The sequence below is a fragment of the Nocardia sp. NPDC003482 genome, assembly GCF_053588115.1.
This window is the reverse complement of record NZ_JBSFPI010000013.1, coordinates 32,595-52,682: the sequence shown is the minus strand read 5'-3', so window position 1 is coordinate 52,682 and position 20,088 is coordinate 32,595. Positions and strand designations below refer to the sequence as shown.

Annotated in this window: 20 protein-coding genes; 8 read left to right on the top strand and 12 right to left on the bottom strand. The window is 71.2% G+C overall.

The window, feature by feature from the left end; genetic code table 11:
• Positions 1–2 precede the first annotated feature (2 nt).
• Positions 3–425 (top strand): organic hydroperoxide resistance protein, encoded by a 423-nt coding sequence (locus ACWDSJ_RS21225; RefSeq protein ID WP_450033733.1) that lies wholly within the window; start codon positions 3–5, stop codon positions 423–425.
• A gap of 5 nt (positions 426–430) precedes the next feature.
• A complete protein-coding gene (locus tag ACWDSJ_RS21220; protein ID WP_450033732.1) occupies positions 431–1,423 on the top strand; it encodes an alcohol dehydrogenase catalytic domain-containing protein in 993 nt (330 codons plus the stop codon).
• Between the two features lie 5 nt (positions 1,424–1,428).
• On the opposite strand, the gene ACWDSJ_RS21215 is transcribed toward ACWDSJ_RS21220, so the two are convergent.
• Positions 1,429–2,205, bottom strand: a complete 777-nt coding sequence (locus tag ACWDSJ_RS21215) for a VOC family protein (RefSeq protein ID WP_450033731.1) — start codon at positions 2,203–2,205, stop codon at positions 1,429–1,431.
• 190 nt (positions 2,206–2,395) lie between these two features.
• On the opposite strand from ACWDSJ_RS21215, the gene ACWDSJ_RS21210 reads away from it, so the two are divergent.
• Complete coding sequence (locus ACWDSJ_RS21210) at positions 2,396–3,589, top strand: NADH:flavin oxidoreductase (RefSeq protein ID WP_450033730.1); 1,194 nt, start codon at positions 2,396–2,398, stop codon at positions 3,587–3,589.
• A 42-nt stretch (positions 3,590–3,631) separates the two neighbouring features.
• On the opposite strand, the gene ACWDSJ_RS21205 is transcribed toward ACWDSJ_RS21210, so the two are convergent.
• From ACWDSJ_RS21205 to ACWDSJ_RS21195, 3 genes are all read right to left on the bottom strand, one after another.
• A complete protein-coding gene (locus ACWDSJ_RS21205) occupies positions 3,632–4,957 on the bottom strand; it encodes a bifunctional o-acetylhomoserine/o-acetylserine sulfhydrylase (RefSeq protein ID WP_387370177.1) in 1,326 nt (441 codons plus the stop codon).
• Between the two features lie 170 nt (positions 4,958–5,127).
• Positions 5,128–5,670: a TerD family protein gene (locus ACWDSJ_RS21200; RefSeq protein WP_450033728.1), complete on the bottom strand. Its 543-nt coding sequence runs from the start codon at positions 5,668–5,670 to the stop codon at positions 5,128–5,130.
• A 119-nt stretch (positions 5,671–5,789) separates the two neighbouring features.
• Positions 5,790–7,112, bottom strand: a complete 1,323-nt coding sequence (locus tag ACWDSJ_RS21195) for a glycoside hydrolase family 1 protein (RefSeq protein ID WP_450033727.1) — start codon at positions 7,110–7,112, stop codon at positions 5,790–5,792.
• Between the two features lie 129 nt (positions 7,113–7,241).
• On the opposite strand from ACWDSJ_RS21195, the gene ACWDSJ_RS21190 reads away from it, so the two are divergent.
• Entirely contained in the window at positions 7,242–8,702 is a 1,461-nt protein-coding gene (locus ACWDSJ_RS21190; RefSeq protein ID WP_450033726.1) for an AMP nucleosidase, read from the top strand.
• Between the two features lie 13 nt (positions 8,703–8,715).
• Here the strand turns inward: ACWDSJ_RS21190 and ACWDSJ_RS21185 are convergent, their stop codons facing one another.
• Entirely contained in the window at positions 8,716–9,666 is a 951-nt protein-coding gene (locus tag ACWDSJ_RS21185) for a GlxA family transcriptional regulator (RefSeq protein ID WP_450033725.1), read from the bottom strand.
• Positions 9,667–9,851: 185 nt separating this feature from the next.
• On the opposite strand from ACWDSJ_RS21185, the gene ACWDSJ_RS21180 reads away from it, so the two are divergent.
• The 4 genes from ACWDSJ_RS21180 to ACWDSJ_RS21165 all read left to right on the top strand — a co-directional run bounded on the left by ACWDSJ_RS21180 (position 9,852) and on the right by ACWDSJ_RS21165 (position 11,842).
• Positions 9,852–10,316, top strand: a complete 465-nt coding sequence (locus ACWDSJ_RS21180; RefSeq protein ID WP_450033724.1) for a hypothetical protein — start codon at positions 9,852–9,854, stop codon at positions 10,314–10,316.
• Positions 10,317–10,319: 3 nt separating this feature from the next.
• Positions 10,320–10,592, top strand: a complete 273-nt coding sequence (locus ACWDSJ_RS21175) for a hypothetical protein (protein WP_450033723.1) — start codon at positions 10,320–10,322, stop codon at positions 10,590–10,592.
• On the top strand, positions 10,589–10,750 hold the full coding sequence (locus ACWDSJ_RS21170) for a hypothetical protein (protein WP_450033722.1): 162 nt from the start codon (positions 10,589–10,591) through the stop codon (positions 10,748–10,750). Before ACWDSJ_RS21175 ends, ACWDSJ_RS21170 begins: the two co-directional genes overlap by 4 nt.
• A 99-nt stretch (positions 10,751–10,849) precedes the next feature.
• On the top strand, positions 10,850–11,842 hold the full coding sequence (locus tag ACWDSJ_RS21165) for a fused (3R)-hydroxyacyl-ACP dehydratase subunits HadA/HadB (protein WP_450033937.1): 993 nt from the start codon (positions 10,850–10,852) through the stop codon (positions 11,840–11,842).
• A 9-nt stretch (positions 11,843–11,851) separates the two neighbouring features.
• On the opposite strand, the gene ACWDSJ_RS21160 is transcribed toward ACWDSJ_RS21165, so the two are convergent.
• The 7 genes from ACWDSJ_RS21160 to ACWDSJ_RS21130 form a co-directional block, all read right to left on the bottom strand.
• A complete protein-coding gene (locus ACWDSJ_RS21160; protein WP_450033721.1) occupies positions 11,852–13,054 on the bottom strand; it encodes a site-specific integrase in 1,203 nt (400 codons plus the stop codon).
• Positions 13,055–13,139: 85 nt separating this feature from the next.
• Entirely contained in the window at positions 13,140–14,042 is a 903-nt protein-coding gene (locus ACWDSJ_RS21155; RefSeq protein ID WP_450033720.1) for a pentapeptide repeat-containing protein, read from the bottom strand.
• A 28-nt stretch (positions 14,043–14,070) separates the two neighbouring features.
• Entirely contained in the window at positions 14,071–14,553 is a 483-nt protein-coding gene (locus ACWDSJ_RS21150) for a hypothetical protein (protein ID WP_450033719.1), read from the bottom strand.
• A 383-nt stretch (positions 14,554–14,936) separates the two neighbouring features.
• Entirely contained in the window at positions 14,937–15,323 is a 387-nt protein-coding gene (locus ACWDSJ_RS21145; RefSeq protein WP_450033718.1) for a peptidase inhibitor family I36 protein, read from the bottom strand.
• A 467-nt stretch (positions 15,324–15,790) separates the two neighbouring features.
• On the bottom strand, positions 15,791–18,547 hold the full coding sequence (locus tag ACWDSJ_RS21140) for an ATP-binding protein (protein WP_450033717.1): 2,757 nt from the start codon (positions 18,545–18,547) through the stop codon (positions 15,791–15,793).
• Positions 18,548–18,988: 441 nt separating this feature from the next.
• On the bottom strand, positions 18,989–19,276 hold the full coding sequence (locus ACWDSJ_RS21135) for a hypothetical protein (RefSeq protein WP_387370151.1): 288 nt from the start codon (positions 19,274–19,276) through the stop codon (positions 18,989–18,991).
• A 116-nt stretch (positions 19,277–19,392) separates the two neighbouring features.
• Positions 19,393–20,013, bottom strand: coding sequence for a hypothetical protein (locus ACWDSJ_RS21130; RefSeq protein ID WP_450033716.1), 621 nt, complete (start codon positions 20,011–20,013; stop codon positions 19,393–19,395).
• Positions 20,014–20,088 lie beyond the last annotated feature (75 nt).

Sequence of the window (20,088 nt, the reverse complement as noted above, 5' to 3'; positions counted from 1 at the left end):
CCATGAACGTCGTGTACACCGCCGAGGCGTTGGCGACCGGGGACGGCCGCAACGGGCACGCGCGCACCACCGACGGGAAAGTCGATGTGGCGCTGGCGATTCCGAAGGAGATGGGTGGTTCGGGCCAGGGCACGAATCCGGAGCAGTTGTTCGCCGCGGGGTATGCGGCGTGTTTCCATTCGGCGTTGCGATTGGTCGGCAAGCAGGAGCAGGCGAATGTCGATGATTCGGCGGTCGGGGCGAAGGTCGGGATCGGCACGCTGGACAACGGTGGTTTCGGGTTGACGGTGACCCTCGAGGTGACGTTGCCGCATGTGTCGCCGGAGCAGGCGCGGGAGTTGACCGAGCGGGCGCATCAGGTGTGTCCGTATTCGAACGCGACGCGCGGCAATATCGATGTCGAGCTCGTGGTGGCCGAGGACTGACGGGGATGGATATGCGGGCGGTGGTTCTGGGCCGGTTCGGGGAGCCGAAGGAGGTGTTGGCCGCGGCGGAGTGGCCGGTGCCGGAGCCGGGTCCGGGGCAGGTGCGGGTGCTGACGTCGTTGTCGCCCATCCACAATCACGATCTGGCGATCGTGCGGGGCGTGTACGGGTATCGGCCGGAGCTGCCCGCGATTCCGGGCACCGAGGCGGTCGGGCGGATCGATGCGGTCGGTCCGGGTGTGTTCGATGTGGAGGTGGGGCAGCGGGTGGCCGTGGCGGGTGCGCAGGGCACCTGGGCGGAGTATTTCCTGGCCGAGGCGGCGGCGGTGGCGCCGGTGCCGGAGTCGGTGGACGACGAGACGGCGAGTCAGTTGGTGTCGATGCCGTTCAGCGCGTTGTTGTTGCTCGAGGATCTGGGGGTCGAGCGCGGGCAGTGGATCGCGGTGAACGCGGCGGGTGGCGCGGTGGGCCGGTTGCTGAATCTGCTGGCGGAGCGGCGTGGGGTGGGGGTGGTGAGTCTGGTGCGGAGCGAGGCGTCGGCGGAGTCGTTGCGGGCGGCGGGTTTCGGCCCGGTGGTGGTGACCGAGCAGGCGGGGTGGCAGGAGCGGGTGGCCGAGGCGACGGGCGGGGAGCCGATCGTGGCGGCGGTCGATCAGGTCGGTGGCGCGGCGGCGGGGGAGTTGATGGAGTTGTTGGCCGAGCGGGGTGAGCTGATCTCGTTCGGGGCGCTGTCGGGGCGGCCGATGCTGATCGGGTCGGGGGCGGTGATCTTCAAACAGGCTGTGGTGAAGGGGTTTTGGGCCGCTCGGCGGGGTGAGGAGATCGGGGCGGAGGCGCGGGGCCGGTTGTTCGCGGAGTTGTTCAATCTGGCCGCGGGCGGGGTGTTGCGGATGGGGATCGAGACGAGTTTTCCGCTGGCCGATATCGGTGCGGCGGTGACGGCGGCCGAGCGGCCGGGGCGCACGGCGAAGGTGGCGTTGTCGCCGCGGGCGGGGTGAGATGGTCAGTCGCGCACGGGTTTCGGTGTGGTGAGGGCGAAGCGGGCGCCGCTGGGGTCGGCGGCGATCGCGATCGGGCCGAGGTAGGCGGCGTCGGTGGCGGGGCGCAGGATGGTGCCGCCGTGGTGTTCGATGGTGGTGAGGGTGGTGTCGACGTCCTCGACCCAGAAGTAGGGCAGCCAGTGGGCGGGTTCGCCCTGGGCGAGTTGTTCGTGGCCGAAGGCGGCCTGTTTCGGGTCGCTGTCGGCGGGGGCGAGCAGGGTGTAGCTGGTGCCGGGGACGTCGAATGCCTCGGTGCGCCACTCGAAGACGTCGCGGTAGAAGGCGAAGGCGGCGGCGTCGCAGCTGGACAGTTGGACCCAGCAGAGGGCGCCGGGGGCGCCGACCTTGTCGAGGCCGCCGTGGTCGTCGGCGGGTCGTAGGACGGCGAAGCGGGCGCCTTGCGGGTCGGTGAGGGCGGCGATGCGGCCGCCGCCGGGGAGGTCGGTGGGGGCGAGGCGGATCTCGCCGTCGGCGTGTTCGGCGGCGGTGGCGGTGGCGTCGGGGTCGTCGGTGTGGAAGTAGACGGTCCAGGCGGGGTCGGCGTCGTCCTCGGTGAGGGGGCCGAGGGCGGCGACGGTGGCGTCGTCGTGGGTGAAGAAGGTGTAGCCGCCGGAGTCCGGGTCGGCGTCGCGGGTGTCCCAGCCGAACACCTCGTGGTAGAACGTGGCGGCGGTGTCGGGGTCGGGGCTGCCCAGGTCGAGCCAATTGGGTACGCCTGCAATGTATTTCGTGGTGAGCACGGGATTGTCCTTCGTCGAGCGGGGCCCGGTGTCGCGGTGGGCCACATCACGGGGGTAACACCGGATCGGCGGGATAATCCAGGAATTTGCTCGGTGTCCGTCCTCGGCGCGCTTCCCCCGGGGACGCGAGGCGGAGGACGCTGATCGGCGGACGATTGCCACCTGAAATGAAACGTGTTTCACTTTCGGGGTGACCGAGCAGAACCGGGAGGTGTTCGCTCCCGCGCGTCTGGGGCCGATCACCTTGCGTAACAGGGTGATCAAGGCGGCGACGTTCGAGGGCCGGACGCCGCGCGCGCTGGTGACCGACGAGCTGATCGCGTTCCATCGGGAGATGGCCGCGGGCGGGGTCGCGATGACCACAGTGGCCTATTGCGCGGTCGCGCCGGGCGGGCGGACCGATCGGCATCAGATCTGGATGCGGCCGGAGGCGGTGGCGGGGTTGCGGCGGCTCACCGACGCGGTGCACGCGGCGGGCGCGGCGGCCAACGCGCAGATCGGGCACGCGGGTCCGGTGGCGAACGCGGCGTCGAACCGGGCCCCGGCGTTGGCGCCGAGCCGGTTGTTCAGTCCGCTGGGGATGCGCCCGATGCACGTGCCCGACGAGGCGGCGGTGGCCGAGGTGATCACCCAGCACGCCGACGCGGCCCGGCTGGCCGAGCAGGCCGGATTCGACGCGGTGGAGATCCATTTCGGGCACAGCTATCTGGTGAGCTCGTTTCTGAGCCCGCTGCTGAATCGCCGCAAGGACCGGTACGGCGGCAGTCTCGCCAATCGGGCGCGGCTGGCGCGGGAGATCGCGCGGGCGGTGCGGGACGCGGTGGGCGACCGGCTCGCGGTGACGGCGAAACTCAATATGGAGGACGGTTTCCGCGGCGGCCTGACCGTCCCGGAGTCTTTGCGGGTGGCCGCGTGGCTCGAGGCGGACGGCGCGCTCGACGCCCTCGAATTGACCGCGGGCAGTTCACTGCTCAATCCGATGCTGTATTTCCACGGCGACGCCCCTCGTCGCGAGTTCGCGAAGACGCTGCCGGTGCCCGCCCGCTGGGGGATGCGCGCGGTGGGGCGCTTCTTCTTGCGCGAGTATCCGTATCAGGAGGCGTATCTGCTCGACCGGGCCCGCCAGTTCCGCCGCGAACTGTCCATGCCGCTGATCCTGTTGGGCGGAATCACCAACCGCGACACCATGAATCGCGCGATGGCCGAGGGTTTCGATTTCGTCGCGATGGGCCGCGCGTTGCTGCGCGAACCCGATCTGGTGAACCGCATCCAGGCCGACGCGGCGACGCCGTCGGCGTGTGTGCACTGCAATCTGTGTATGCCGACGATCTACACCGGGACGCGGTGCGTGTACCGGCTGGATCCGGTGGCACCGGGTTCGTGATCGGTGGGTCGTGGGGCGCCCGCGCGGGCGCCCCACGAAACATCAACTGGCGGCGGCGAATCCGGCGCGCAGGTCGGTGAGGATGTCGTCGATGCCCTCGATGCCGACGGCGAGGCGGACCAGGCCCGGGGTGACGCCGGCGTTGAGTTGTTCGTCGGGGGTGAGTTGGGAGTGGGTGGTGGAGGCGGGGTGGATGACCAGGGAGCGGACGTCGCCGATGTTGGCGACGTGGCTGTGCAGGGTCAGGGCCTCGACGAAGCGTTTGCCCGCGTCGACGCCGCCGGACAACTCGAAGCCGACGATGGCGCCGACGCCCTTGGGGGCCAACGTCTTTCCGCGTTCGTACCAGGGGGAGGATTCCAGGCCCGCGTAGTAGACCTTCTCCACGCCGGGCTGTTCGGTGAGGAACCGCGCGACGGCCTCGGCGTTGGCGACGTGGCGTTCGATGCGCAGGCTCAGCGTCTCGAGGCCCTGGCTGATGAGCCAGGCGTTGAACGGGGCGATGGCCGAGCCGAGGTCGCGCAGCAGTTGCACGCGGGCCTTGAGCGCGTAGGCGGGCGCGCCGAGGTCGGCGAACACCGCGCCGTGGTAGCTGGGGTCGGGTTCGGTGAAGCCGGGGAAGCGCGGGTTGCCGTCGGCGTCGCGGACGGTCCAGTCGAAGCGGCCGCCGTCGATGAGCACGCCCGCGATGGCCGCGCCGTGCCCGCCGAGGTACTTGGTCGCCGAGTGCACGACGATGTCGGCGCCGTGGGCCAGCGGCTGGATCAGGTACGGGGTGGCGACGGTGTTGTCGACGATGAGCGGGACGCCCGCGGCGTGGGCGACCTCGGCGATGCCGGGGATGTCGAGGATGTGGTTCTGCGGGTTGGAGATCGTCTCGCCGTAGAACGCCTTGGTGTTGGGGCGCACCGCGGCCCGCCACTGGTCGAGGTCGTCGGGGTCGTCGACGAAGCTGACCTCGATGCCCAGCTTGGGCAGCGTGTAGTGGAACAGGTTGTAGGTGCCGCCGTACAGGCGCGGGCTGGACACCAGGTGGTCGCCGGCGGCGGCGAGGTTGAGGATCGCGAAGGTCTCCGCGGCCTGTCCCGACGACAGCAGCAGCGCCGCGACCCCGCCCTCGAGGGCGGCCAGGCGCTGTTCGACGGCGTCCTGGGTGGGGTTCATGATGCGGGTGTAGATGTTGCCGGGTTCGGCCAGCCCGAACAGCGCCGCGGCGTGGCTGGTGTCGCGGAAGGTGTAGGAGGTGGTCTGGTAGATCGGCAGCGCGCGGGCGTTGGTGGTGCCGTCGGGCAGCTGGCCGACGTGGATCTGCTTGGTCTCGAAGCTCCAGTCGGCGGTGGGGTCGGCGGGCAGGGCAGAATCGGTCATCGGTGCTGATTCTCCAGTCGGCGTGGGATGGGTCGAGTGTGCCTCCGCACGGTAGGAACCGGCGCGGTGTGAGGCGAGTATTCCGCTCGGCTCGATCCGAATTCACGGCGCGGCGCGGGCGGCACACCGAGTCATACGGGCGGTGGGTCGCCCGGGGTTCACTCGGGGTGTCACAGCAGGTATCGCTCGAGCTGGGGCACGACGTCGACGGGGTGCCGCGCCGACAGCGGGCTGGCGATCTGCTGGAACTGCCACGGGTGCGCGCGCACGAGCGCGCCCATGAGCAGTCCCGGATGTATGCGGTCGTGGATGGGGTAGCGCAGCAGTTCGGCGTTGGAGGCGCCGTCGAGCAGGCGGCAGTAGGCGTCGCGCAGGTCGGTGGCCTCGCCGGTGGAGCAGGCGACCGCGAGGAACACACGGGTGATGTCGGGGGCGAGACGGCCGGGTTCGATCGAGATGACCTCGTCGTCGCCCGGTCCTTCCCCCGTGAGATTGTCGCCGTGCAGGCGGACCGCGCCGTCGCTGGAGGTCATCTGCTCGTGGTAGACCACCTCGGCCAGCGACGGCCCGCGGTACAGCAGCGCCACCGCGTTGAGGTCCACGCGGGCGGTGCGCTTGGACAACAGCTTCCAGCGCGTCACGGGTGTCCAGCCCACGCCCAGGAGCAGGAAGTCGATGGCGCTGCCGTCGGTGCGCTGCAAGGCGATCGCCATCCGCTGTCCCCTTCGTCACCGCCGCGACCCGCCCGCGCCGTCGGCGTCCACTCTAGGCCCCGCCGGGGACGGGCAGCGGGCGGGCCGACGAAACCGGGCGGCCGCCAACGGAATCCGGGTCAAGGGACGGTCACCGGGTCGGTGCAACTGTCGGGCGCGTCCACCAGGGAGCAGGCGGCGGGCGCGCGGGTGGGGCGGTAGTCGGCGGGGACGCCGCGCGCGGCGATGATGTCGCGGTAGGCCGCGACGGCGTCGGTGGGGCGGCGGGTCAAGGTCGGGTCGGTGCGCACGTCGACGGTGTAGAGCCCGAAACGCGGTGTGTAGCTGCCCCATTCGTAGTTGTCGGTGATCGACCAGTAGTTGTAGCCGAGGACCGGGATGCCGTCGGCGAGCGCGCGCTGGATCCAGTACACGGTGTCGCGCAGGTCGTCGGCGCGGGTGTAGCCGTCGGCGCGGGGTTCCCCGTCGCGGGTGGGCATGCCGTTCTCCACGAGGTAGAGCGGTGTGCCGGGGAAGCGGCGCGCGTAATGGTCGAGCGCGTAGTAGATGCCCTCCGGCTGCAACGGCAGCGTCCAGAGCTGTTTCATCGCGTCGGGGGACAGCTGTGCGATGGACTGCGGGCTGAACCCGTAGTAGTAGTCGATGCCGACGTAGTCCAGGCGCGCGGCGATCGCGTCGATCATCGGGCCGTTGACCACCGGCTCGGCCGTGCCCGCGATGTAGGCGAGGTTGCTGGTGACCAGCGCGCCCGGCTGCGCGGCGTGGATGTGGTCGTAGATGTCGTTGTGCGCGCGCACCAGGGCCTGCTGCATCACCGGCACCGCCGCGGCGGGCAGCCCGCCGTTGGTGGTCTCGTTGAGCAGGTACGCCGCGGGCTCGTTGAAGGTGACCCACAGCGGATCGCGAGAGGCGTAGCGGTCCACGACCTTTCGCGCGTGGGCGAGCCAGTCGGTGACCATCGCCGGATGCGCCCAGCCGCCGCGCTCGGCCGCCCAGCCCGGATACACCCAGTGGTCGAGGGTCAGCATCGGGCGCATCCCGGCGGCGGTGATCGCGTCGATGACCGCGTCGTAGAAGCCGAAGCCCGCCTCGTCCCATTCCCCCGGCCGCGGCTGCAACCGCGCCCACTCCACGCTGATCCGGTACACCCCCGCGCCGAGCCCGGCGGCCAGACCCACATCGTCGCGGTAGCGGTGGAAGAAGTCGACCGCGTCGCCGTACCGGTCGTAGCTCGGGGTGGCGTCGACGTAACGGCGCCAATTGCTGTCGGGCGCGGAGCCTTCGCACTGGAATCCGGCGCTGGCCACTCCCCACAGGAACCCCGGACCGACCGGGGCGACGGTCGGCGCCGGGGCGGGACGGGCCCCGGCGCGGGCCGGAACGGTCAGGGCCGCAACGGCTCCGGTGGCCAGGGCCAGGGCGTGACGGCGACTCAACGGCATCGAGGCTTTCCCCTTCTCGCGGAACGGACGGTCGGCGGTCACGGTAACCCGGCGCGGTGCCAGAGTACGGGTGACGCCGCCGCACCCGCACCGAATTGGTCAATTGTCCACGTCACTACGATGGTGATCATGCCGGACCGCCGCACCGCCAGCGACCCGACCATCGAGCGCGCCCTCGACGAACTCGAGGCCCGCTACGACAGCGCCGTGACCGCGTTGCGGAGCGCTGTCGCCGCGTTCGTCGACCGCGGCGTCGTCCCCGACGCGGTGGCCCGGGAGGCGGGCGCGTTCGTGTACCCGGAGCTGCGGGTCACCTGGGACGGAAAAGCCGCCGCGCACAACAGGTCTCGCGCGTGGGGGCGGTTGACCCGGCCCGGGGTGTACCGCACCACCGTGACCCGCCCGGCGTTGCGGCGCGCCTATCTCGCCGAACAGCTCGACACCATCGCCCGCGACCACGACATCCGCGTGGAGGTGGGGCCGTCGCAGCAGGAGATCCCGTTCCCGTACGTCATCGACGGCGCGGATCTGGGGTTGGATCGGTCGATGAGCGCGGATCTGGCCGCGCACTTCCCGACCACCGAGCTGTCGCGCATCGGCGACGAGATCGCCGACGGCGTCGTGGACCCGGGCGAGCCGCTGCCGTTGAGTCATTTCGACGCGTTGCGCACCGATTTCTCCCTGGCCCGGTTGCGGCACTACACCGGCACCCCGGTCGAGCATTTCCAGCCGTTCGTGCTGTTCACCAACTACAGCCGATACGTCGACGAGTTCGTGCGGTGGGCGGTGGAACGCATCGCCGACCCCGACAGCGAATTCGACGGATTGTCCTGTGCGGGTGGGGCTTTGATCACCGCGGACACTCGGGACCGGGATGCGGCGATCTCGGATCTGGCGTGGAAGCGGCATCAGATGCCGGCCTGGCATCTGCTCTCGGCGCGCGGGCCGGGCATCACGCTGGTCAATATCGGGGTCGGCCCGGCGAACGCGAAGAACATCTGTGACCATCTGGCGGTGCTGCGTCCGCACGCCTGGTTGATGATCGGGCACTGCGGCGGTCTGCGCGAGAGTCAGGACATCGGCGATTACGTGCTCGCCCACGCCTATCTGCGCGACGATCACGTCCTCGACGCGGTGTTGCCGCCCGATATCCCGATTCCCAGCATCGCCGAGGTGCAGCGCGCCCTCTACGACGCCACCAAGGCGGTCAGCGGGATGCTCGGGGAGGACGTCAAACAGCGGTTGCGCACCGGCACCGTCGTCACCACCGACGACCGCAACTGGGAGCTGCGGTACGCGGCGTCGGCGCAGCGGTTCAACCAGGGGCGCGCGATCGCGGTCGATATGGAGAGCGCCACCATCGCCGCGCAGGGGTATCGACTGCGGGTGCCCTACGGGACGTTGCTGTGCGTGTCGGACAAACCGGTGCACGGGGAGATCAAACTGCCCGGGCAGGCCAACCGCTTCTACGAGGGCACCATCTCCGAACATCTGCGGATCGGGATCCGGGCGGTGGAACTGCTGCGCGCCGAGGGCGACCGGCTGCACTCGCGCAAGCTGCGCACCTTCGACGAACCACCGTTCCGCTGACCGGGTTTCGGGGTCAGTTCTGGTCGCGGCGGGCCCGGAACGCGGCGCGGTAGCCGGTGGGGGTGACCCCGGCCAGGTCGCGGAAGGTGTCGCGGAAGGTGGTCATCGAGGTGAACCCGACCTCGCGGGCGACGCGTTCCACGGGCAGGCCGGTGTGTTCGAGCAGTTCCTTGGCCTTGCGCACGCGCAGGGTGCGCAGATAGGTGATCGGGGTGGCGCCGACCTGCTCGGTGAACCGCCGGTTCAGGGTGCGGGTGCTGACCCCGGCGTGCGCGGCGATATCGGTGAGGGTCAGCTCGCGACGGTAGTTGTCGCGCAACCACATCAGGGTGTCGGCGAACGGTTGGCGGTCGTCGACCTCGGTGAGGTGGTTGATGAACTGCGCCTGCCCGCCCTCGCGTCGCAGCGGCACCACCGCCAGCCGCGCCGCGTCGGCCGCGGCGGCGGCGCCGTAGTCCAGGTTCACCAGGTGCAGGCACAGGTCCAGGCCCGCCGCCGCGCCCGCGGAGGTCAGCACCGATCCCTCGTCGATGAACAGCGGCCGCGGGTCCACTCGCACCCTCGGGTAGCGGGCGGCGAGCAGATCCGCGCCGATCCAATGGGTGGTCGCGCGTTTGCCGTCGAGCAGGCCGGTCGCGGCGAGGGTGAACGCGCCCACGCAGATCGAGGCGAGCCGCGCGCCGCGCGCGGCGGCGGCGCGCAGGGCGTCGAGCACGAATTCCGGTGGGGGGTCGATGTTCTCCGAGCCCGGTAGGACGATGGTGTCGGCGTCGGCGAGCAGGTCGAGCGGGCCGAGATCGGCGAGGGTGAACCGGCCCGCCGACACCGCCGGACGCGGGCCGCACACGGTGACCTCGTATCCGGGGGAGCCGTCGGCGAAGCGGGCGCGGGAGAACACCTCGAGCGGGGCGCTGAGGTCGAAGGGGATCACGCCCTCGGTGGCCAGGATCGCGACCTTGTGCATGGCTGGATTCTAGCGGTCACCGGACGGGTTTCCGAGCTCGAGCGGGGAATGTGAGCTGGTCGTAGGCGATTCGAGGGGGTTGGCAAGATTCCGTTGGAGGTTGGCACTCTCGCCAGTGGTGCGGGTGGGGTGCGGGTTCCTAGCGTGTGCCGCATGGCAATTCCGTTCCCCGCCGTGGCGCGCGCATGACCGCGGTGTTCCTGAGCCTGCACGTGATCGTCGCGATCGTCGCGATCGGCCCGATCACCGTGGCGGGCAGCATGTTTCCCCGCGCGGTGCGCGCCCTGGCCGCCGACCCCGCCGACGCGAGCGCCCGCACCACCGCCGCCCTGCTGCACCGCGTCTGCCGCGGCTACGCGGCGCTCGGGGTGTTTCTGCCCGTGTTCGGCATCATCACCGCGGTGCGCATGGGAGTGCTCGGCGACGCGTGGGTGCTGGTGTCCCTCGCCCTCACCGCCCTCGCCGCGGCGCTGCTCGCGCTGCTGATTTTGCCGCGTCAGCGGGCCGTGCTCGCGTTGGCGGGCGAAAACCGTTCCGTCCCAGCGGATTCCGCGGCCCGGCTCGGGATGCTCGTCGGGATCTTCAACACACTCTGGGCGGTGGTGACCGTCCTGATGATCGTGCGCCCCGGCTCGTCGACGGGAGTCTGACCGATGCGCCTCGCCCTGCGCCTGACCGCCCTCGCCGAAGCGGTCACCCTCGCGATCATGCTGATCAACCTCGCCACCGTGCACGTCGCCGCCGTCGGGAGCGCCCTCGGGCCGTTGCACGGCACGGCCTACGTGGCGATCATCGTGCTCACCGTCCTGCTCACCGACCGCGGTTCGCGCGCCCGGCCGCTGTCGTTCGTGCCCGGGATCGGCGGGCTGCTCGCGCTGCGTGTACTCGACCGACCCGGGACCAGCGCGCAGCGCTCTCGGAAATGAGCTTGCCGTCGCACGGACACGACGGCATCGACACCCGCAGCGTCCGAGGCGAATTCGCGGTGCGGCGGCTGATCCGGGTGGGGTGGGACGCGCATCGACGCGTGCCGGGGAAGGTGAGCGGGGCGATGTTCGGGATCGAATCGCCGCCCGAAATGTGAGAAGGTGAGGTTTCGCTCGTGAATGCCGTTCCCGCGGCGCGGGTTCGGGCGTGACAGGCATGGAGGAACTGGGTGGAAGCGGCGTTGGATGTGGTCGGGATGGTGGGCTACCGCTATCGCGTGGACGACTACTACGAGGTCGGGCGGGAGAAGATCCGCGAATACGCGCGAGCCGTGCAGGACTTCCACCCCGCGCACTGGAGTGAGGCCGCCGCCGCCGACCTCGGCTACGACGGGCTGATCGCCCCGACCACCTTCCTGTCCACCGTCGCCATGCTCGCCAACCGGCGGCTGCTCGAAACCGTCATGGCCGGGTACGACATGTTCGTCCAGACCGATCAGGTCTTCGAGATGTACGAGCCGGTGGGCACCGGTGCGCGGCTGATCAGCGATGTCGAACTCACCGCGGCGCGCCGCGTCGCGGGGAAGGACCTGCTCACCATCACCAACACGTTCACCGACCAGGCCGGGGAGGTCGTGCAGATCATGCACACCACCGTCGTCGGCATCACCGGCGACGACGTCGACTCCGGGATCGCGGAGATGATCGACCGGGTGATCATGAGCGGGTTCGGCGCCACGAGCGCCACGGTCGACGCCTCCTCGCCGGACACGAAACCGACTGTCGCCGCGCGTCTTTCGGCCTACTCGCGGACACGCACCCCGCGCACGACCCTCCGCTTCGCCGACGTCGCCGCCGGAACCGAACTGCCCCCGCGCACCGTGAAGCTGACGCGCGGGGACCTGGTGAACTACGCCGGAGTGTCCGGCGACGCCAACCCGATCCACTGGCACGCCGGGATCGCCGCCCGCGTCGGGCTGCCCGATGTGATCGCGCACGGCATGTTGACCATGGGATTGGGTGCGGGGTTCGTCACCGGATGGCTCGGTGATCCCGGCGCGCTCACCCGGTACGGGGTGCGGCTGTCGAACTACACCGTCATCGACGCGGCCGCCAGCGGGAGCGTCGAGTTCACCGGGCGGATCAAGTCGGTGGACCCCGACACCCGGTCGGCGGTGGTGGTCATCGTCGCGAAATCGGCCGGGCGCAAGATCTTCGGGCTCGCCACCGCGGACGTGCGGCTGGCGTAGGGCGGGAACTCACAAGCCGAGTTTGGTTACCGCGTTGTCCTCCAACGGGTTCGCGGTGCGGATGTAGCCGTGGACGGTGCGGGGGTTGGACCAGCGGCCCTGGCGCATGATCTCGCGGTCGCTCGCCCCGCCGAGGGCGGCCTGGGTGGCGAAACCGGCGCGCAGGGAGTGGCCGGAGAACAGGGCGGGGTCCAGGCCTGCGCGGGCGGCGTAGCGTTTGATCAGTTCGGCGACGGCGCGGCCGGAGACGGGGGTGGCGCCGATATTGCCGTGGCGGTCGACCGCCGGGAACAGGGGGAGGGCGGGGTCGGTGAGGGTCGTGCCGGGGAAGGCGTGGCAGCGGTGGATCGCGGGATCGGGGATCTCGACGTCGGGGGCGGACGCGCGGAACACGGCCTCGCGCAGGCGGATCCAGTCGGCGAACGCGCACACCGGGCAGGTGTGCGGGCGGGAGCCGCGCGGCAGGGCCACCCGGTGTGCGGCCGCGCCGGTCGGGTCGGTCTTCGTGGCGGGCAGTCGCACCAGCAGGATCGGTTCGCCGGTGGCGTGATCCACGTCGACACCGACATCGGCGATCCGCAGGCCCGCCAGCTCACTGCGCCGCAACGCGCCCGCGAAACCGACCAACAGCATCAGCGCGTCACGGCGGCGCGCCGGTTCCCGCGGCCAGCCCGGTTCCGGCAGACCGGTCAACAGCTGTTCGAGGGTGTTCAGCAGCACCGGGCGTTTGCGGCGCGGCTGGGAGCGGCGGGTGCGGCGGATACCCCGCAACGTCAACCGGACCACATCGCTGCGCGTCGGGGAGGGCAATCCGTTGGCCGCGTGCACCGCCGCGATCGCCGCGCTCTTGCGTTCCAGCGTCGCCGCCGAGAACGCCCACCCCCCAGCGGGTTTGCGCGCGTCGGCCGCCGCCGCGAGATACACCGCCACGTCCAGGGGATCCGCGGGCAACGCCTGCCGCCCCTCCGCCGCGCACCACCCCGACCAGCCGATCCAATCCGACCGATACGCCCGCACCGTGTTCGGCGACTGCGACGCCTCCAGATACCGCCGCAACGCCCCGGCCTGCTCGTCGTCGAACCGCTCCCGCACCAGCCGCAACGCCGCCGCGTCCACCAGCACACTGCGCACCCCGTGCCGCAATCGGGTGGCCACGGCATCGGGCACGGCCACCACCGCGCGGGTGTCGTCGTTGTCGGTTGCGCTGGTCATCGCCGGTCACGTTACCCGGTGGCGGCAGGGAGACGGGGGAGGACGCGGCCGAAACGCGCACGGGCGCAGAATGTTCCGCGTGCGGTCAGGGGGCCGGGCGGCTGGGCACCGGCGGTGTGAAGCCCAGCGGCCAGCGAGTGTCCTTGTCGTAGTAGGGGAGTTGGTTCTCGACGTACTCGTTGGGATCCAACGCGTGAGTTCCCAAGTTGTCGGAGGAGAAGAGATCCGCTCCGGCGAGATCGGCCCCGGCGTATCCGCCGTCGCCGAGCTTGCACGCGTGCATCTGGACCTTGGTGAGATTGGCGTCCCACATGGTGACGGCGCTCAGCCGGGAGTCGTTGAACACCGTGCCGGTGAGGTCGGCGCGCTGGAACACGGCGAGCTCGAAGGTCACCTCGCTGAAGGTGCTTCGCGCCAGCACCGCGTCGGAGAACTGGATCCAGCCCAGATTCCCCGATTCCACCGTGGCACCGACCAGACAGGTCCGGCTGAGATCGATCCGCGACCCGGGTCGCGCGTCGGGATGTTCCCGGCGGGCCAGCACGGTCAGTGCCGCCTGGTGGTCGATGGCCAGGCGCGCGGGCTCCGACGGCGGCGGTATCCGGCAGTCCGCGGCGGGGGCGTGCGCGCGCAGGAACGCCGCCAGCACTTCCACTATCGTGTCGCGATCTCCGGGAGAGTCCTTGGCGAGTCGTTCGAGCAGGTAGATACCGGCGACGCGCTGATCGATCCGGTCCGACGCGAGCTGCTCGACGGCCTTCTGGAAACGATCCGACACGGCGACCTGCTGGGCCAGGCCGTACTGATTGTCGGTCGCGCGCAGCGACTGCGCGGTGAACCACAGCGCGCCGATCGCCGCGATCGCCGTCGCCAATGCCGCCACACCGGTCCAGCCCGACCAGGTGACCGCGCCGAGGATCCCCCGAACCAGCCGCGCACGGCGGGTCGGCCGCGCGGTCGGATCGGGCGTCCGGTCCGGGGGTGTCATGCGAGCCCTCACTCGATGGTCGTGTCTGTCAATGTCTTTCGCAGAACACCAGGCACCCCGGCGACAGCGGGGACCCCGGGCGCGGCACCTCCCGGCCGGGTGCGTCTTGGCGCGCGGGGGCGGCCGGGGACTCGCAGAACAACAGGCAGCCCGGCGGCAGGCCCGAACCCGGGCTGGGGTAGTCCGGGCCGGGCGCGGAGCGGGGTGGTGGGGCGGCGGGGGAGTCGCAGAACAGCACGCAGCCCGGGGGCAGGCCCGAGCCGGGGCTCGGATAGGCGGGGCCGGAGGATTCGCGCGGCGGGGGGCTGGCGGGGGAGTCGCAGAACAGGATGCAGCCGGGCGGCAGACCGTTGCCGGGGCTGGGCATGTCGAGACCGTAAGCGCCCGAGGCGGTTTCGCAGACGGCCGCGCAGCCGGGGCGGGCGCTCGCGGCGTCCCCGGCGTATCCGAGGCTCACCGCGGCCGCCGACGCCACCGCCGCTATCACCACACCGATCGCACCGACCATCACCCGGCCGTCCTTTCACCCCTCCGACGTCGATTGTCCTCGCCGGAAGGCGTTGGGGACACGCGAATGTCGATTGTCCTCGCTGGAGGACCGTGGGGACAGATGAACGTCGGTTGTCCTCACCGGAAGACCATGGGGACAGATGAATGTCGACCGTCCCCGCCGGAAGACCGTGGGGACAGCCGACCGTCGACCGTCCCCGCCGGAAAGCCATGGGGACAAGCGACCGTCGATCGTCCTCACCGGAAGACCGAAGGGACAGCCGACCGTCGATCGTCGCCGCCGGAAGACCATGAGGACAGGCGACCGCCGATCGTCCCCGCCGGAAGACGTGGAGACAAGCGAACGTCGATCGCCTGGCCGAAAGGCCATGGGGACAAGGGAACTCAGCCGCACACCCACACCGCGTCGGCGATATTGTCGGCCCAGGCGGGCAGTGTGCCGCGGGTGTTGTCGGCGGTCGAGGCCAGCAACTGCCATTCCTCGCCGGTCCAGTTGTAGATGCCGACGGTCTTGCCGGTGCGGTTCCAGTACGAGGTCAACCGGTCCCCGACACCGCCGTTGCCGATGTCGTGCAGCGCGCAGATCGACTCGACCTGCACGATCATCGGACCGGTGCCGTCGGGACCGTCCCAGCCGCAGAACATTCCGCCCGGGCAGTCGTAGCCGGGGGAGGCCGAGACGGTGGCCGCGGGCAGCGCGGCGGCGGCGAGGGCGCCCACCGCGACGGCGGCGGCGAGCAGCGGGGTGCGGACACGCGAGACAACGGACATGACAGTTCCCTTCGGTTCGGATCCGGCCGAGGCGAATGCGTTGCCGCACTGAGGAATCCCCCCAACTCGACCGTCCCGACCACGGTATCGGCCCCGCGACGAAGCCCGAATCCGCCGAACTACTCAACACCGCTACTCACCACGGCCCGCCCCGGCCGCGTTCTGCGCACCCGCTACGCAGCGCTCCCCGCCCGCTGCGCCAAGCCGCGATCGGGACACACCGATACTCCACAGTCCCCTTGCACCGCACCGGGCCGCGATCTGGGCACACCACTACCAGCGGTCCGCGTCCGCTGCACCCCTGCCCGTCAGCGCACCGCTACTCAGCACTCCGTGTCCGCTGCACCCCCGCGCGTTCTGCGCACCCGCTACTCAGGGCACCCGCCCGCTGCGCCCAGGCGCGATCGCGACACACCGCTACTCGGCACTCCCTTCCACAGCGCCCGGGCCGCGATCCGCGCACACCGCTACTCAGCGTCCCCCGTCCGCTGCGCCCAGGCCGCGATCTGCGCGCGTTTGGTGAATCCGAGCTTGGTGAGGATGTGCTGCACGTGGTTCTGCGCGGTGCGCTCGGACAACACCAGGGCCGCGGCGATCTCTCGATTGCTCAATCCCTGCGCGACCAACCGCGCCACCTCGCGCTCCCGCCGCGACAACCCGTCGCGCTCCTGTGCGGCGGTGTGGAGCTGTTCCAGGCGCCGCACCCACGGCGACATCCCGCGCGCCCGCGCCCCGGGCAGCGCCGCCCGCACCTGGGCGAGCGCCCCGTCGCGATCCCCCTCGCCCAGCAGCACCCCGGCCAGCTCGCAGCGCGCCTCCACCGCGAATCCGGCCGCGCCGTTCCCCTCGCACGCCGCGACCGCCGTCGCGAACAACTCCCGCGCTTCCTTCGAATCCCCCAGCGCTGCAACGCATTTCCCGAGCCACAATTCGACCGGGCCGTGATAGGTGGCGGTGCCGCCGCTGACGCACACATGCGCCCCGCGCCAGGCGGCCAACCGGTCGGCGAAGTATGCGACGTCCTCGCGCGCCCCCACGGCGACCGCGATCGCCGCGCCGATCGCCACCGCGACGGTCAGGAAATACGGCGGGATGTCCCACCGCTCGGGCGGCCCCAACCCGTGGTACACGCTCGCCGCCTCCTCGAGCCGCCCGGACTCGGCCAACGGGAACGCGGTGCCCAGGCCGGTGAACAACCGGTTGCGCACCTCCCCGCGCAGCTGCGCGGGCGGCAGTTCCAACGTCTGCGGGAAATGGCCGATGTGGTGGCCGACCATCGTCAGCAGCGATCGATACGCCCCGTACCCGGCGGGCATCGCGACGGTCTCGGCGAGCGCGCGGGCCCGCTCGGCGGTGCGCACCGCCTCGGTCGTCTCGCCGAGCGACTGGGCGTGGGCGGCCTCGGCGACGAGCAGATGCCATCGCGGCAGCGGGCCGCCGGTCCGTTCCACACACCAGCGCAGCCGCGCCAACTCCGCGCCGACCGCGTCGAGGCGGCCGTGCTCGAACAGGCTGTCCACCGTCCACAACCGCCCCCACATCTCGGTGGCCGGACTGCGCGCCGCCGTTCCCGTCTCGGTCATCCGCCGCGCCAGCTCCACCCGCGTCTGCCGGAATTCCGGTGCGGTACAGGCCAATTGACGCGCCCGCAGGGCCGCCACCAACGTCTCGGTATCCCCGGCGTCCTCGGCCAGCGCCAAGGCTCGCCGACTCGACTCCTCGACCCCGGTGAGGCGGCCCAGATACACCGCCGCCTCCGTGGACCGCGCCAGCAGCCGCGACCGCAACGCCTCCGACAACTCGGGCGCGCGCAACGCCTCCGCGCAGCCGTCGTGAATGTCGCGGTCCCACACCAGATCCCCGATCGGTTCGAGCACCAGCATGCTCTCGGCGAGCACCTCCGGCGCGGCGGCCGCGCGCGCCGATCCGGCGGCGGCCACGCAATCCTCACGCGCGCCGTGCCGGTCCCCCGCCGCCAGCCGCGCCCGCGCCCGCGCCAGCAGCAACCGGCCCCGGTCGGTCGGGGCGAGGTCGGCGGCGTGCTCCAACGCCACCCCGTACCAGCGCACCGCCTCCTCGAACGCCGCCTCGCGCCACGCGATGTCCCCGGCCGTGCGAGCCCACCGCACCGCCGGTGCGCGCTGCCCCACCACCGCGGCCTGCGCGTAATGACGCGCCAGCGCCGCCGCGTACGCGGCCGTCGCCTCCGGATACAGTTCCTCGATCGCGTGAGCGGCCTTGGTGTGCAACAGGATTCGCTCCCGCAACGGCAGCCCGTCCAGCAACGCCGAGCGCACCAGGGCGTGTCCGAATCGCACCTCGCCCGCCGCGTCGGTGAGTTCGAGCAGGCCCGCGTCGACCGCCTCGTCCACGGCGGCCAGGCAGTCCAGGGCCGGTCGGTCGATCAGCCGGGCGGCCACGGCGATCGCGAACTGGCCACCCAGGATCGACGCCGCCCGCAGGAACTGTTGCGCGCGCGGCGACAGTGTCGCGGTGCGGCCCGCGACCACCGCGCGCAAGGTCGCGGGCACGGTGAGCTCGTCGGAGTTCGTCGCGCGCAGCGCGCGGCCCAACTCCCGCAGATAGAACGGATTGCCCGCCGTCATCTCGTGCGCGCGGGCGGTGAGCGGATCGGGGATCGGGCGCTCGGCCTCACCGCGCAGGTACGCCGCCGACTCCGCCGCTGCCAGGCCGTGCAGGGTGAGGGTGTAGGCGTTCGGTTCGGCGAGCAGTTTCGGTTTGATCGCCCGCCAGCCCGGCGCGGCCTCGCTCGGCGCGGCACGTTCGGTGGCGCACACCATGATCGGGCGATCGCGCAACCGGCGCAGCGCGTGCACCAGCGCCAGCAGCGACGGTTCGTCGGCCCAGTGGATGTCGTCGACGACCAGCAGCACCGCCGTGTCGGTGGGCACGAGCCGATCGGCGAACCGGTCGAACAACGCCACCCGGCCCGACACCGGATCGACGGCATCCAGGTCGTCGAGGTCCACGATCTGACGGCACAGCCAGAACGGCGGCACATCGGGCAGTTCCGCGGCGCGCGCCCACACCGTGCGCATCCCCCGCCGCCGCGCCCGCTCGGCCAGTTCGCTCGCCAGCCGGGTCTTGCCGATACCCGCCTCGCCCGCGCACACCACCAGCTGCGCCGCCCCGCCGACCGCCAGCTCCAGGCGGGCTGCGAGATCGGCGAGTTCGCGTGCGCGCCCGATCAACGGCCCCGACACCGATCACCTCCTGCTCCCCACCAGGACGCTACCGGGACGGGTGATCAAACGGCGACCCTCGGAGCGCTGGGCTCGCGGTCCGAGCGGTCGGAGCCGGACCGGTGATCGCTTGCGGCCGCCGGGACCACTCGAGCCCCCACTGCCGCCCCGGCGCGGCGGCGGGCCGGACGGTGGCGCACCGCGACCCTCGCAGCGCTGGGGTCGCGGTCCGAGCCGGCGGGCGGGACCGGCCATCTCGTCGCGGCCCTCGGAGCGCTACGGTCGTCGGCCCGACCGGTCGGGGCGGGACTGGTGATCGCACCGCGACCTTCGGGACGCTTTGGTCGTCGGCCCGATCGGTCGGGGGGTGACCGGTGATCGCACCGCGACCTGGGGGACGATGTGGTCGCGGCTCGAGTGGTCGGGGCGCAAACGGATCACCCGGGCGGGTGGGACAGGTCGTCATCGCGGTAGCTGGTCCACGACGAGCTGCGCCTCGAAGGCGGTGACGGTGTCGTGTGGGCCCGGGGTGATGCCGGTGCGTTCGAATGCCGGGAACAGGCGTTCGGCCGCGAATCGGTCTGCGGCCGTGGCGGATTCCCACACGTCGACCACGTGCAGCGCGCCGTCGCGTTCGCCGACGAGGCTGAGCAGATTCCCCGCGATCGGTTCCGGTCCCATCGCCTCCTGCACGGCGCGGTACTCGCGCAATCCGATTCCGGGACTGTGGGTGATGTGGATGTAGGGCATGAGCGTTTCCTCTCCGCGCGCCTGACCGATGATCGGGTCAGCGTAGGAGCGAGCGGGCGTGGCGCACGTCCGCCGGAGTACTCACGCGCCCTACTCATTTCGGGCGGACCGGTGGTTCACGTCGTCGGGTTGACCACCGACCACAGCGGACCGCCCTCCCCGGAGTCGTCGTCGCAGTCCGCCTTGAACCGATGCAGCCACGGGCTCCCCGATCCCAGGACGAGCGGGTGCAGGGTGCGGGCGTCCTCGAGCGTCGTGTACTGGACCGAGATCGAATCCATGTTCCAGTTGTCCGGGGTGCTGAAGATATCGGGCTGCCCGGAGGACGAGGCGAGTTCGATCGCGCGGATGTCCAGCGGGCTGACCAGGGTGTCGACGGCGTCCGGGCGCGACCCGAGCGAGATCCGTCCGGTGAAGGTGGAGTTGTTCGGGTGCGGGTCGGAGGTCAACACGGCGCTCGCCCGCTGGTCCGACCGGCTGAACAGCGTCCGGAACGTCACGGTCCCGGAAACGCCGGTGCCCGAACGGATATCGTCACCGCCGACATCGATGGTGAAGAAAAGGGTGTCCACGTGGGAGGTGTCGGTCGAGGACAGGGCCTGCCAATCGACGCTGTCGAAATGCCTCCCGCAGTGCGTCGTCGGGGTCGATATCGCCTGCGCGGGACCGGCCGCGACGACCGCGCACGCGGCGACCGACAGGGCGACGAGCGTTTTCTCGATGACGTGACTCGACATGGGGCGACCCTCGTTTCGGTGGACAACCCTCCCCTTCGATGGCCCTGATTCTAGTCCTCGGACACCTCGCTGGAC